9 protein-coding genes are annotated in these 14,126 nt (G+C 70.4%); 7 read left to right on the top strand and 2 right to left on the bottom strand.

The window, feature by feature from the left end; translation table 11 throughout:
* Positions 1-215: 215 nt before the first annotated feature.
* Together AB0D14_RS39140 and AB0D14_RS39135 are read right to left on the bottom strand one after the other, a co-directional pair.
* Positions 216-491, bottom strand: coding sequence for a DUF5133 domain-containing protein (locus AB0D14_RS39140; RefSeq protein WP_362788455.1), 276 nt, complete (start codon positions 489-491; stop codon positions 216-218).
* 124 nt (positions 492-615) lie between these two features.
* On the bottom strand, positions 616-1,539 hold the full coding sequence (locus tag AB0D14_RS39135) for a SigB/SigF/SigG family RNA polymerase sigma factor (RefSeq protein ID WP_362788452.1): 924 nt from the start codon (positions 1,537-1,539) through the stop codon (positions 616-618).
* 361 nt (positions 1,540-1,900) lie between these two features.
* Here AB0D14_RS39135 and AB0D14_RS39130 point away from each other — a divergent pair, with 361 nt between their 5' ends.
* From AB0D14_RS39130 to AB0D14_RS39100, 7 genes are all read left to right on the top strand, one after another.
* Entirely contained in the window at positions 1,901-2,779 is an 879-nt protein-coding gene (locus AB0D14_RS39130) for an RNA polymerase sigma factor SigF (protein WP_362788448.1), read from the top strand.
* Between the two features lie 434 nt (positions 2,780-3,213).
* Positions 3,214-7,485: a HAMP domain-containing protein gene (locus AB0D14_RS39125; RefSeq protein ID WP_362788445.1), complete on the top strand. Its 4,272-nt coding sequence runs from the start codon at positions 3,214-3,216 to the stop codon at positions 7,483-7,485.
* 213 nt (positions 7,486-7,698) lie between these two features.
* A complete protein-coding gene (locus AB0D14_RS39120) occupies positions 7,699-10,131 on the top strand; it encodes a SpoIIE family protein phosphatase (protein ID WP_362788510.1) in 2,433 nt (810 codons plus the stop codon).
* A 125-nt stretch (positions 10,132-10,256) separates the two neighbouring features.
* On the top strand, positions 10,257-10,637 hold the full coding sequence (locus AB0D14_RS39115; RefSeq protein WP_362788507.1) for an STAS domain-containing protein: 381 nt from the start codon (positions 10,257-10,259) through the stop codon (positions 10,635-10,637).
* Between the two features lie 140 nt (positions 10,638-10,777).
* Entirely contained in the window at positions 10,778-12,538 is a 1,761-nt protein-coding gene (locus tag AB0D14_RS39110; protein WP_362788442.1) for a SpoIIE family protein phosphatase, read from the top strand.
* Positions 12,539-12,882: 344 nt separating this feature from the next.
* The gene (locus tag AB0D14_RS39105; RefSeq protein ID WP_362788439.1) at positions 12,883-13,425 is read left to right on the top strand and encodes a GNAT family protein; all 543 of its coding nucleotides are present in this window, start codon (positions 12,883-12,885) and stop codon (positions 13,423-13,425) included.
* 100 nt (positions 13,426-13,525) lie between these two features.
* Positions 13,526-13,999: a carboxymuconolactone decarboxylase family protein gene (locus AB0D14_RS39100; RefSeq protein ID WP_362788436.1), complete on the top strand. Its 474-nt coding sequence runs from the start codon at positions 13,526-13,528 to the stop codon at positions 13,997-13,999.
* The last annotated feature ends 127 nt before the right edge of the window (positions 14,000-14,126 follow it).

Genomic DNA, 14,126 nt, shown 5'->3' with positions numbered 1-14,126 from the left:
TATGCACGGCGTCCGCTTCCGACCCGGTGGGCCGGGCCTGATCGCCGACGAGGTACAGCGCCATCACCGACGCGCTGTCCGTGCTGTACATCAGGTCCACCGATCTCACCCCACAGCCAGCTTACGCCGTCGCACTGGCGTTCCCTCATCGCCTCCGGGCGTTCACCGGGCATGGGCCGGGCCGGCCGCGCCGGTGCGCGGCCGGCCCGGAGGGTTCACTGCGCGACGGCCTCGCCCGGTCCGCGGGCCTCGGCGACGCCGGGTCCGGCGGCCCGCAGAGGCATCGGCGTCACAGGGCCCCGCGCCACGGCGAGCTGACGGCGTGCCCTCTCCAGGGCCTGCCTCACATCACGCGTGCCGGTCGACACGCAGAGGGTGTACGCGAGGTCCTGCGTCCGCTGATCCGGTTTCGCCGACCCGCTCGCGGCCTGGCGCGCGATGAGCATCTCGTACTCCTCCACAAGCTCGCGCAGGGTTGCGGGATGGGGCATCAGCATCTGGCCTGCTCCTTCATGAGGGGGTGAGGGATGAGGGGGTGATGAGACTGCGAGTCCACCGCGGGTTCGGAGAGTCCCGTCGGTGCACCGTGGACGGAGTCGGAACCGCAGGACCGCCTCACACGGCCTCCGTCCGGCCGCCGGAGTCACCGCGGCCGGAGCGGGGCCGGCCGCCCAGTGCCTCGTCCCTCACCCGTGCGCAGCTGCGGGTGATGAGTCGCGAAACGTGCATCTGGGAGATACCCAGCTGGTCGGCTATGCGGTTCTGCGTCATGTCCTCGAAGAAGCGCATGTACAGGATGTTCCGCTCGCGTTCCGGCAGCCGCCGGAGTCCTTCCTTCGCCGCTTCGCGGTCGACCACCACGTCGAACGAGGAGTCGGAGTCGCCCAGGGTGTCCGCGAGACTGTAGTTGTCGTCCGTGGAGGACAACTCGGCGTCCAGGGACAGCGTGCTGAAGCTCTCCATCGCCTCCATCCCCACGCTCACCTCGTCCTCCGTCAGCCCGGCGTGCGCCGCGATCTCGGCCGTCGTCGGCTCGGGGGCGCCGGGGTTCTGCGTGAGTTCCCTGCGGGCGATCCGCACCTTGTTGCGCAGCTCCTGCACCCGGCGGGGCACCCTCAGCGCCCACATGCGGTCACGGAAGTGCCGCTTCACCTCACCGGTGATGGTGGGCACGGCGTAACTCTCGAACGCCCCGCGGGAGGGATCGAACCGGTCTATCGCCTTCACCAGCCCCACAGCCGCGACCTGGCGCAGGTCCTCGATGTTCTCTCCCCGGTCGCGGAACCGGCCGGCGATACGGTGGGCCATGGGCAGCCACGCCGTCGCCAACTCGTCGCGGACGGCGTCCCGCTCGGGTCCGTCCTCCAGCGCGGCCAGCCGGGCGAAGTCGGTCGCCGAGTCAGGGGCGTCGTCGTGCGGATGCCTTGCCGCGGTGGACCGGACGGACGGGCCTGATCCGCCTGCCGACCCGGCAGGCGCGGGCTTCGCCTCGATAGGCGCGGACTCCTCTGGGCGGCTTGTCGACAAGTCGATACGCATAGGGATTCGCTCCTGAACAAGTGGCTTGCGGGGGTATGCCGCAGGAGGGTGGCTCCCGGGAACGCCGGAGGGCCACCGCAGTGGGCCGAGCCGCTCCTGCGGGCGTGCCTCCGGTCCGAAGCACGAAATTCCGCTTGCCCTGGCTTCCCGAGGAGAAACACCCCGTGTTGAACCGTCTTGAAATCGACTGCGCGGCGCGCCGACACTCCTGGGCTCGACCGGGCCACGCCCTTCCTGGAGCGTCGACATTCGGCCAGACCCGCTGTGGACCTGATCTCTTTCGGAACCGCGTGGCATGCGCCGGGTGAAACAGGGCAGACGGCGTGTGTCATCAACATCGACGATGAGTGGGGTGGACGGCATGGCAGCCGTGACGGCAGGCAGGGCGACGGCCACGGCGCAGGGGACCCGGACGACGGACGAGACGGAACTGCCTCTCATCGAGGACCCGTCGCGCATCAAGCCGAAGGACGCCCGGGAACTGTCCCGGCAGTTCTTCGACCGCTTGGCCGTACTGGAGGAGGGCACCCACGAATATCAGTACGCGCGCAACACGCTGATCGAGATGAACCTGTCCCTCGTCCGGTACGCGGCTTCCCGGTTCCGCAGCCGGGGGGACGCGATGGAGGACATCGTCCAGGTCGGCACCATCGGGCTCATCAAGGCCATCGACCGGTTCGAGCTGTCGCGCGAGGTGGAGTTCACCTCCTTCGCCGTTCCCTACATCGTCGGTGAGATCAAGCGTTTCTTCCGTGACACGAGCTGGGCCGTCCATGTGCCGCGCCGCCTCCAGGAGGCCCGGGTCGAGCTGGCGAAGGCCACGGAGGAGCTGCGGACCCGTCTGGGACGCACCCCCACGACGAAGGAGCTGTCGCAGCTCATGTCGCTGCCCGAGGCGGAGGTCATCGAGGCCCGCAAGGCGGCGAACTGCTACAACTCCTCCTCGCTCGACGCGGCCCTGGCGCCCGACAACGGCTCGCACGGCGAGTCCGTCCTGGCCGACTTCATCGGCGAGGACGACCGGTCGCTGGAGCTCGTGGAGGACCTCCACTCCCTGGCGCCCCTGGTCGCCGAGCTCGACGAGCGCGAGCGCCACATCATCCACCTGCGGTTCGTCGAGGAGCGCACCCAGGCCGAGATCGGTGAGGTCCTCGGCATCTCCCAGATGCATGTGTCGCGTCTGATCAGCCGCATCATCAAGCGGCTCCGCGTCGGTCTGCTCGACCCCTCGGTGGCCTGACGCCCCGCACCGGCCTCATCTGACCGGCGTCCCTCCACGCCGGTGACAGCCCGCCGTCGCGGCCCCCGGGCCTCTGCCCGCCGGACCGCGACGGCGGGCTAGGTGCTGCGCCCGGGCGGTCCGCCCCTCGTTCGGCCTGCCGCTGAATCACCCTCACCGCAGTCCGGCTCACACGGCCCAGGCACCCCACTCGTCCTCGGCTCACCCTCCGCTCGACCTCGCCTTATCCTCCAATCGGCCTCGCCCTGTCCTCGGCTTGGCGATTTTGGCACCACACTTTGTTCACAACCTCGCTTACGGGTTAGCCTGCGGCGTATTTCCCTCGCCGACGGACCCGCAACGGGACACTCGACGAGGGGTTTGGTCCGGCAGTGGGCCTGGAGTTCCGCGTCCCTTTTCCCAAGGGACCCATGAGGCATGGAACGAGGGTGCGCATGACCAGTCAGACGACCGACACCGTCGACCGCACGCCGGGCGACCAGGAGTTGCGGCAACTGCTGGCCGGCCTGACGGCGGTGCGGGACGGCGACTTCGGCACACGCCTGCCGGACGACGGGAACGGGCTCCTCGGCGACATCGCCACCGTCTTCAACGGCATGGTCGACCAGTTGTCCGTGTTCACCTCCGAAGTGACCCGCGTCGCGCGCGAGGTGGGCACCGAGGGCACCCTCGGCGGGCAGGCGGAGGTGCCGGGGGTCTCCGGCACCTGGGCCGATCTCACCGACTCGGTCAACGCCATGTCGGGCAACCTCACGACCCAGGTCCGCGACATCGCCCAGGTGGCGACGGCGGTGGCCAAGGGCGACCTGTCGCAGAAGATCGACGTTCCGGCGCGGGGCGAGATCCTCCAGCTCAAGGAGACCGTCAACACGATGGTCGACCAGCTGTCCGCCTTCGCCGACGAGGTCACCCGCGTCGCCCGCGAGGTCGGCAGCGAGGGACGGCTCGGCGGACAGGCGCAGGTGCCCGGCGTCGGCGGTGTCTGGCGCGATCTCACCGACTCGGTCAACCTGATGGCGGGCAACCTCACCGCACAGGTGCGCAACGTCGCCCAGGTGACGACGGCGGTGGCCAAGGGCGATCTCTCCCAGAAGATCACCGTGGACGCCCGGGGCGAGATCCTCGAACTCAAGAACACCATCAACATCATGGTCGACCAGCTCTCCGCCTTCGCCGACGAGGTCACCCGCGTCGCCCGCGAGGTCGGCACCGAGGGACGCCTCGGCGGACAGGCGGACGTCAAGGGCGTCAGGGGCACCTGGCGTGACCTGACCGACTCCGTGAACTTCATGGCCGGCAACCTCACCGCACAGGTGCGCAACGTGGCCCAGGTGGCGACCGCGGTGGCCAGGGGCGACCTGTCACAGAAGATCACCGTGGACGCCCGGGGCGAGATCCTCGCCCTGAAGGAGACCCTCAACACGATGGTGGACCAGCTGTCCGCCTTCGCCGACGAGGTCACCCGCGTCGCCCGCGAGGTCGGCACCGCGGGCAACCTGGGCGGACAGGCCACCGTCCGCGGTGTCTCGGGAACGTGGAAGGACCTCACCGACAACGTCAACGTGATGGCGTCGAACCTGACGGGCCAGGTCCGCTCGATCGCCCAGGTCGCCACGGCCGTCGCCCGCGGCGACCTCTCCCAGAAGATCACCGTCGAGGCCAAGGGCGAGGTCGCCGCCCTCGCGGACGTCATCAACACGATGGTCGACACACTGTCCGCCTTCGCCGACGAGGTCACCCGCGTCGCCCGCGAGGTCGGCACCGAAGGACGGCTCGGCGGACAGGCCCAGGTACCGAACGTGGCGGGCACCTGGAAGGACCTCACCGACAACGTCAACTCGATGGCCAACAACCTCACCGGTCAGGTGCGCAACATCGCGCTGGTGACGACAGCGGTGGCCAGGGGCGACCTGTCCAAGAAGATCGACGTGGACGCCCGCGGCGAGATCCTCGAACTCAAGACCACCATCAACACGATGGTCGACCAGCTCTCCGCCTTCGCCGCCGAGGTCACCCGCGTCGCCCGCGAGGTCGGCAGCGAGGGGCGGCTCGGCGGACAGGCCGAGGTGGAGGGCGTGTCCGGAACCTGGAAGCGCCTGACGGAGAACGTCAACGAGCTCGCGGGCAACCTGACGCGGCAGGTGCGCGCGATCGCCGAGGTCGCCAGCGCCGTCGCCGAGGGCGACCTGACCCGCTCGATCACCGTCGAGGCCTCGGGCGAGGTCGCCGAGCTCAAGGACAACATCAACTCCATGGTGGAGTCCCTGCGCGAGACCACGCGGGCCAACCAGGAGCAGGACTGGCTCAAGACCAACCTCGCGCGGGTCTCCGGCCTGATGCAGGGCCACCGGGACCTGTCCGTGGTGGCCGAACTCATCATGGACGAGCTGGCGCCCCTCGCCTCGGCCCAGTACGGGGCGTTCTACCTCGCGGAGGAGAGCACAGGGGGCAGCGGACTGCGGCTCGTCGGCTCCTACGCCTGGCCCGACGAGGAGGGCCGGCCCGAGCGCATCCCCTTCGGCCGCTCGCTGGTCGGTCAGGCCGCCCGCAGCCGCCGCGCCATCACCGTCGAGGAACTGCCGGCGGGATACGTGTCCATCTCCTCGGGGCTCGGCCGCACGGTGCCGAGCGCGCTGGTGGTGCTGCCCATCGTGGTGGAGGACCAGGTGCTCGGAGTCATCGAGCTGGCCTCGGTCACCCGCTTCACCCAGATCCATCTGGACTTCCTGGGACAGCTGATGGAGACCATCGGCGTCAACGTCAACACCATCGTGGCCAATGCCCGGACCGACGAACTGCTCGACGAGTCCCAGCGGCTGACCGCCGAACTTCAGGCCCGCTCGGAGGAACTGCAGGTCCAGCAGGACGAACTGCAGCGCTCCAACGAGGAGCTGGAGGACAAGGCCTCCCTGCTGGCCGCGCAGAACAGCGACATCGAGGCGAAGAACCTGCAGATCGAGCAGGCCCGCCAGGAGCTGGAGACCAGGGCCCAGCAGTTGTCGCTGGCCTCCAAGTACAAGTCGGAGTTCCTGGCGAACATGAGCCACGAGCTGCGCACGCCCCTGAACAGTCTGCTGATCCTCGCCCAGCTGCTGGCCCAGAACCCGTCACGCAACCTCACCCCGAAGCAGGTCGAGTACGCGGGCATCATCCACTCGGCGGGCTCCGACCTGCTGCAGTTGATCAATGACATCCTCGACCTGTCGAAGGTCGAGGCGGGGAAGATGGACGTCAGCCCCGAGGTCGTCCCGCTCCGCCAGCTCCTGGAATACGTCGAGGCCACCTTCCGGCCGATGACGACACAGAAGAGCCTGGACTTCACCGTGCGTACGGCGCCCGGCGCGCCGGCCGACCTGCTCACCGACGACTCCCGGCTGCGTCAGGTCCTGCGCAACCTGCTGTCGAACGCGGTCAAGTTCACCGAGCACGGCGGCGTCGAGCTGCGCATCGAGCCGGCGGCCGACCACGAGGTGCCCGGGGGCGTGTTCCGCGGCGGCACCATCGTCGCCTTCCGTGTCCAGGACACCGGGATCGGAATCCCGGAGCAGCATCTGGAGACGATCTTCGGAGCCTTCCAGCAGGCGGACGGGACGACGAGCCGCAAGTACGGCGGCACCGGTCTCGGTCTGTCGATCACGCGGGAGATCGCGCACCTGCTCGGCGGTGCCGTCACCGTCGACAGCACCCCGGGACAGGGCAGTACGTTCACCCTGTTCCTGCCGGTGGCACGCCCGGACTACGAGAACCTGGTGACCGGCGGCCGTGCCCCGGAGCCGGCGCCCGGCACGGCCCCTTCCGAGGGATCGGCGGCGAACGCTCCGGGCCCGGCCGTGCCGGCCAAGCGCCAACGGCGTCGCCTGCTGGTCGTCGAGGAACGTCAGCGCGGACTGCTGACCCTCGTCGCGGAGAGCGCGGTGTCGGACGTCACCCGTGGCCAGGACGCCGGTGACCCGCGAGGAACGGTCGACGTCATCACCGCTTCCGGAGCGCACGAGGCGGCGAGCGCGCTGGCCGCGGGGCCCTGCCACTGCGTCGTACTCGAACTCGGCATGCCCGGCGGCGAGGCGCCCCGTTTCCTGGACGCGATGCAGGGCGACTCGGCGCTCGCGAACGTGCCGGTGCTCGTCCACAGCGGTCATCGCGCGGACCTGGCGCAGGAACAGGCGCTCCAGGACCGCTCCGGCACCCGCGCCCTGGAGTTCCTGTCCAGCCTGGACGAACTGCGTGAGCGCATCTCCCTGCATCTGTCCGCCGAGGAACTGGGAGACGTACCGTCCCTGGCCCGCGCGGAGGAGCCGCAGTCCGACACGCCGAGGGCCGTCGAGGACGCGTTCCTCGGCCGTACGGTTCTGGTGGTCGACGACGACGCGCGCAACCTCTTCGCGCTGAGCGGGATCCTGGAGCTCCAGGGATTCCACGTGCTGCACGCGGACAACGGCCGCAAGGGCATCGAGACGCTGGTGGACCACCCGAACGTCGCGCTCGTCCTGATGGACGTGATGATGCCGGAGATGGACGGCTACGCCGCCACGGCCGAGATCCGGAAGATGCCCCGGTACGCGCAGCTTCCCATCATCGCCGTCACGGCGAAGGCGATGCCCGGCGACCGGGAGAAGAGCCTCGCCTCCGGCGCCAGTGACTACGTCACCAAGCCGGTCGACACCGACGACCTCATCGCCTGCGTCCGCCGGTGGCTGCCTGCGTGAGTGACCGCGCCCGGCCGTGCGTGACCGCCGGCCGGGTGCTGTCCCCGCGCCCCGCCCCCATGGGCAGCCCAGCCGAGGAGCAATCGCACCGTGAGCCTTCCCGAACAGCGCCCCGATCCCGCCGACGACACGTCGTCCACGGGATCCCACACTCCCGCACCGCATCCGGCCGCACAGCCGAGCACACAGCCGCCGAGCAGCACACCGGTCGCGATGGACCACCCCGACGACCTCGTGGACGCCGACGAGGAACCGGCGGACGAAGCGCCGGCGGACGAGCGGACCACCCTGACCGCCCCTTATCCGGTGGGCAAGCTGGCCGCCACGGTGGAACGCCTGCGCCGCGAGGTACGCGCCGCGCAGGCCGAAGCCGACGGGCGTGCCCTGATCGAGCTGGCCAAGGGCATCCTGGTCGAGCGGCTGGGGTGCGGACCGGCCCAGGCCGCCCGTCAACTCGCCGAACTCGCCGGTCAGGCCAAGGTGACACCGCTCGAACTTGCCGTCGACGTCATCAACCAGTCCGCCCGCGACCGGCTGTCGGACGTGGCCGACGCCTTCGTGGCCGGCGCGCGGGACGACGAACCCGCGGCGACCGATCGCGAGGAGACGGAGCGTTCCGCCGCCGTGCGGCTGCGGGAGGCCGAGAGCGGTGCGCTGGCGGCCCCCGACACACAGGCCGTCGCCGACTCCCTGTTCCATCACGCGCTCACCCCGCTCGGCGCGGTGGCCGTGGCCATCTGGACCGCGCGGTCCGACGGTTCCCTCACGCTGGCCGGCAGCGCCGGTTTCTCACCGGCGGAGGCGGGGCGCTGGCACTACGTACCCCCCGGGGTGACGACGGTGGCCCGCACGAGTCTCACCGAGCGTGCGGGGCAATGGATCGGCTCACTCGCCGAGACCGGCATCCCCACCATCGGCCAGCACCAGTATCCCGAGGGGGGAAGAGCCGCCCTTCCCGCAGGCACCGGTGGGCGCGTCCACGGCGTCCTGGAGGTCGTCTGGGCCTCACCCCTCGCACCGCAGTCACCCCAGGTGGTCCGCCAGGTGGAGGCGCTGGCGGAACTGTGCGCCCACACCCTGGAGACGTACGCGTTCGCCCACGGCGGCGACACCGTCAGCGAGCCCCGTGTCCTCCCGGACGCCGTCGAACTGACGGATCTGGCCGACGGGCTGCACGACCCGGCGCTGGTCCTCGTCCCGTACGTGGACGGCGGGCAGCTCGTGGACTTCCACATCCACCATGTCAACAGCCACTTCCTCGACCCGGCCGGCCGGCCGCGCGGCCTCGTCAACGGCGCCCTGCTGCTCGAGGCCTACCCGATGGCCGCCGGGGAGAGCGAGCTCTTCCAGCGGGTCGAACGCGTCTACGCCACCGGGGAGCCGTTCCGCGCGCAGCGCATGAGCCTCACGGCTCTCGTCGACCAGGTGCCACTGGCGGCCGTGGCCGACATCAGCATCAGCCGCCACGGCAACAGCGTGCTGCTCATCTGGCGCATCGAGGACGAGACGGCACGGCTGGCGAGCCTGCTCCAGCACGCACAGCGGCTCGGCCGCATCGGCGGCTTCGAGGAGAATCTGCTCACGGGTGAGATCACCTGGAACGGCCAGCTCTTCAGCCTGTACGGGAGGCCGCCGTCGAGCGGGGCGGTGCCGCTGGAGGAACTGGCCCTGCACGCGCACCCGGACGACGCCGTCGCCATCGGCCGTTTCCTGCGCACGCTGCTCCACCACCGGCGGCCGGCGGCCGCGGCGTTCCGGCTCCAGCGCCCCGACGAGGTGACCCGCCACATCCGGGTGGTGGCGGAGCCGGTGCTCGACGCCGACGGCCGGCCGTTCGTCGTGCGCGGGGCCTACCAGGACATCTCGGCCCAGCACTGGACGGAGGTCGCACTGGCCGCCACGCGTGACCAACTCGCGCACTCCGAGCAGCAGGCGGCCGAACGCAACCGGCTGACGCTGCAGTTGCAGCACGCCATCATGCCTCCGACCCAGGCACCCCTGCGGGCTCCCCGGCTCGATGTGGCCGTCCGCTACCGGCCCGCCGAGACCGAACAGCTGGTGGGGGGCGACTGGTACGACGCGGTCGTCCTGCCGTCCGGTCTCGTGCTGCTGTGCGTGGGTGACGTGGCCGGTCACGGTATCGAGGCGGCGACGAGCATGGTCGTGCTCCGGAACGCCCTGCGGGGACTGGCCGTGACGGGCGCCGGCCCCGGCCAGCTGCTCTCCTGGCTCAACAGCGTGGCGCACCATCTGACCGGATCCATCACGGCCACGGCGGTCTGCGGCATCTACGACCCGGACAGCCGTACGTTGCGCTGGGCCAGAGCGGGTCATCTGCCCCCCGTGCTGGTGCGGGACGCGGAGGCGGTGTCGCTGCCCCTCCTCAAGGGCCTGTTGCTGGGCGCCGTGCCCGAGGTGACGTACAGCGAGGACGAGGTGCAACTGGCAGTCGGCGACACGCTGTTGATGTACACGGACGGTCTGATCGAGCGCCGGGACCGCACCATGCAGGAATCCATGACCCAGCTGCTCACCACGGTCCGGGCGGCACCGTGCACGCTCGACCAGCAGCTGGACCGGCTCCTCACCTACAGCAGGTCGGACACCGACGACGACACCTGCATCGTCGGCATCCGCGTGTCCTAGCCCTAGCCCCCGCGCCGGAGAACGCCGACGAGAGCTTGATCACGTCGCGCGGCCGGTGGCGACGGCATCCAACGCGCATACGGGGGTAGCTGGCTCTCATCATTGACGTTTTGTGGGAGGTACTTGTGTCCATGGCCCAGAACCCGTTGTCCGTCGAGGTCACCCTGCCTCGCGAGGACGTTGTCCTGCTCACGGTCGAGGGCCATCTGGACATCGACACCGCGACCGGGCTGCAGCATCATCTGGCGAACCAGTTCCAGCACGGCCGTCACCATTTCCTGCTGGACCTCTCGGCCGTGCCCTTCATGGACTCGTCCGGCATGAACATCATCGTCAGGGCGTACCAGCAGACGCGGGAACTCGAGGGAAGCGTGCACATCATCGCGCCGGCGCCGGCGGTGCGACGGATTCTCGACCTCACGGGTGTGAGCATCACCGTGCCGTTGTCGGACAGCGTCGAGGACGCGCTCGCCCTCGTGGACAAGCAGCAGGGCCATTCCACCTGAACGTCGCTCGACGCACTCCGCCACCCCCGGCGGACGGCGGAGCACACCCACGCACCACCGCAGCTCCGCAGCTCCGCCCGGCCGGTACGGGGCGACACCGCCGTCGCCGTACCGGCCCCTATTCCGTCGGGCTCCACACCATGACTCGTACCTGGCACATCACCACCGTCACCGACGCCGCACGGGCCCGTATCGACACGGCACGCCTGGCAGCCGCCTACGGGGTGCCCGGCATGGAGCGGACCTGTCTGACGGCCGCCCTCAGCGCGCACCTGCGCCAGTGCCTGACCAAGGGCGGCACATGGCGGCTGGACCTTGAAACGGCCACGGCTCCGCCCGAGGACGGTCTGCTGCGGGCGGTCGTGACCTCGGGCGACGACGCATGCGCCGAGCGGCAGCCGCCGTGGCACATGACGGTCGCCTGCGCCCAGGGCGCGGGCGCGACGGCCGTCGCGCCCGCGGCGGCCGATCCCGAGACACTGGCCGGAGAACTGCTGTGCGCCGACGAGGACACGGCGCTGGTGCTGGACACGCTGGAGGAGCAGGAGGACCTGGTCGCCTCCCACCGGGAGGAGCTCGACCAGACCAACCTGGGCGTGCTGGCCCTGCACGCCGAACTGGACGCGGCCAGCCGGGGCCAGCGCGATCTCTTCGCCGCCGAGCGCAAGGCGCGGACGGAAGCGGAGGCCGCCCGCCGCAGACTGACGTTCCTCGCCGACGCCAGCGCCGTGCTGACGGCCTCGCTCAATCACGACGAGATCGTCCACCGCTTCCAGAGCCTGCTGGTCCCGGAGTACGCCCGCGGTGTCGACGTGTGGCTCTTCGACGGCGGGGACGACGAGCATCCGAACGCCCCTCGTCCGGCCGCCGCCGTGGTCGCGGCCCGCACCGGGCGCCCGCAGTACGCGGCCGACCATTCGGGCGACCTGCCAGGCGTGGACGACCAGCCTCCCTCGGCGCTGCGTCCCGAGGTCCCCCTGCTGTGCGTTCCGCTGCCGACGCGGCGGACACCGCTGGGGGTCCTGATCCTCTCGCCGCCGGGTGCCCGGTGGGACGCCGACGACGCCGTCATGCTGATCGAGCTCACTCGCCGTGCCGGCATCGCGATGGACAACGCCCGCCGCTTCGAGCACAACCGCGACATCGCCGAGACCCTGCAGCGGGCCCTGCTGACGGACCTGCCCACCACTCCGGGGCTGCATCTGGCAGCCCGGTATCTGCCGGCCACCCACGGTCTGAACATCGGCGGCGACTGGTACGACGCCTTCCGCCAGCCCGACGGCAGCCTGATCACCGTCATCGGCGACGTGACCGGACACGGGCTGCACGCCGCCGTGATGATGAGCCAGCTGCGCACCGCGCTGCGCGCGTACGCCGTCGACGGAGGAACCCCGGGCCAGCTCCTCACCCGGCTGCACATCTTCCTGCACCATCTGCAGCCGGATCTGTACGCCACAGCCGTCATCGCGCGCTTCCACCCCGACGAGCCGACGCTCACCTGGGCCGCCGCGGGCCACCCGCCACCCGTGCTGCGCACCCCGGACGGTCAGGTGCACACGCTCGGCGCCAAGCCCGGCGCGATGCTCGGCATTCCGCTGGAGCAGCGGATCCCGGACCACACCGTGAACGTCACACCCGGTTCGACGCTGGCGCTCTACACGGACGGTCTGGTCGAACGGCGCGCCCAGGGCATAGACCCCGGCATCGAGCGTCTCGCCGCGGCACTGGGGACGTTCCGTTCCGCGGACCTCGACGCGGACCTGGACGGCTCGGCCGACCGTCTCCTGCATCCTCTGCTGCGCGACTCCGAGCGGGACGACGACGTGTGTCTGCTGCTGTGCCATCTGCACAGCCGGGCGGCGGAGATGGCACGGGCCCCCGTCAAGCTGTCCTCGTTCTGAGAGCTGTCGTCCATCCGGGCCGGGCCGGGCGCCGCGAACACGAGCGGCTTCAAGGTGACCGTCAACGGCAGTGCCGTGAGCGGGACTCCGGCCGCCGGAACGTACTTCGCCGTCTCGCGGACGCCGGGGTGATCACGGTCGCGCAAGGCATCGGCCCGGGCCCCCGCCGCTCCGGGCGCCCGTGCGGCCTCCGCAGATGTCGCTCGACGACGTCCGGCGCGAGACGGCCCGCCTTCTGCCCGGCGCCCATGTGCGCCAACTCCTCTTCTGGCGCTACCTGTTGACATGCCGGGCTCCGAGTAGCACCTGAGGTGGCCCGTGGTCGGCGTGGGATCATCGGCACCATGCTGTTGGAAACCCACAGGCTCGTCCTGCGCCGCTTCCGAGCCGAGGACGCGGCACCGCTGGCCGCGTACCGCTCCGACCCCTCGGTGGCCCGCTACCAGAGCTGGACGCCACCCGTGTCCCTCGACACGGCCGCCCGGATCGTGCGGGCACTCGCCGAAGGATCCCTGGAGGAGCCCGGGTGGTTCCAGTACGCGATCGAACTGAAGGCGGACCGTTGTCTGGTGGGAGACATCGGGGTCCGTCTGCACGAGAACCGGATGCAGGCCGAGATCGGGTTCACCCTGGCCGGCGACCGGCAGGGGCTCGGCTATGCGGCGGAGGCCGCGGGAGCGGTGCTCGACGACCTGTTCGAGCGCCGCGAACTGCACCGGGTCTCCGCCGAGTGCGACGCCCGCAACACCCGTTCGGCGCGTCTGCTGCGGCGGCTCGGATTCGTACAGGAGGGCCTTTTCCGGCAGGCCACCTGGATCAAGGGTGAGTGGACGGACGACCTGGTGTTCGGCCTGCTGTCCTCCGACCGGCAACCGTCCTGCGGGTAGGCGGGGCCGGGGAGACGCACGTCACATTCGCTGATGTCACACTCGGCGCGCGGTTTCCGTCCTGGATGTGTAACCCGCTACCACGGCAGAGGAACACATCATGGAAGCCCGCTTGAACCTCATGGCCAACCCGGCCACGGCCGCGTTCATCAAGCACCTCACCTCGGCAGGCAAGGTCGTCTCGGACTCGACGCTGCCGGCCGCGACACAGGAGCTGGTGAAGATCCGCGCGAGCCAGATCAACGGCTGCGGTTTCTGCACCGACATGCACACCAAGGAAGCCACCGCGGCCGGGGAGACCCAGACACGGCTCAACCTCGTCGCGGCCTGGCGGGAGGCCAAGGTCTTCACCGAGGCCGAGCGTGCCGCGCTGGAACTGGCGGAGCAGGGCACCCGTATCGCGGACGCGGCGGGCGGGGTGTCGGACGAGGCATGGGCGAACGCCGCCAAGCACTACGACGAGGACCAGCTGGCCGCCCTGGTGTTCCTCATCTCCCTCATCAACGCCTTCAACCGGGCGAACGTCATCGTCCAGCAGCCCGCCGGGGACTACCGCGTCGGCCAGTTCGGATAGCCGGACAGCCGGACAGCCGGAACGTACCTGCCTCCTTGCCCGTCGCCCCGCGGGTCGCGCGATGGTGGCCGCGTACGCACTGTCGTACTCCGGACAGAAGGGTCATGCTTGCCCCGGGCCGCCACGC

Origin of the sequence: Streptomyces sp. NPDC048484, assembly GCF_040651415.1 — a bacterium.
Classification (GTDB): Bacteria; Actinomycetota; Actinomycetes; order Streptomycetales; family Streptomycetaceae; genus Streptomyces.
Note: the sequence above shows the minus strand (reverse complement) of the source record. Positions and strands in the feature narration are given on the sequence as shown.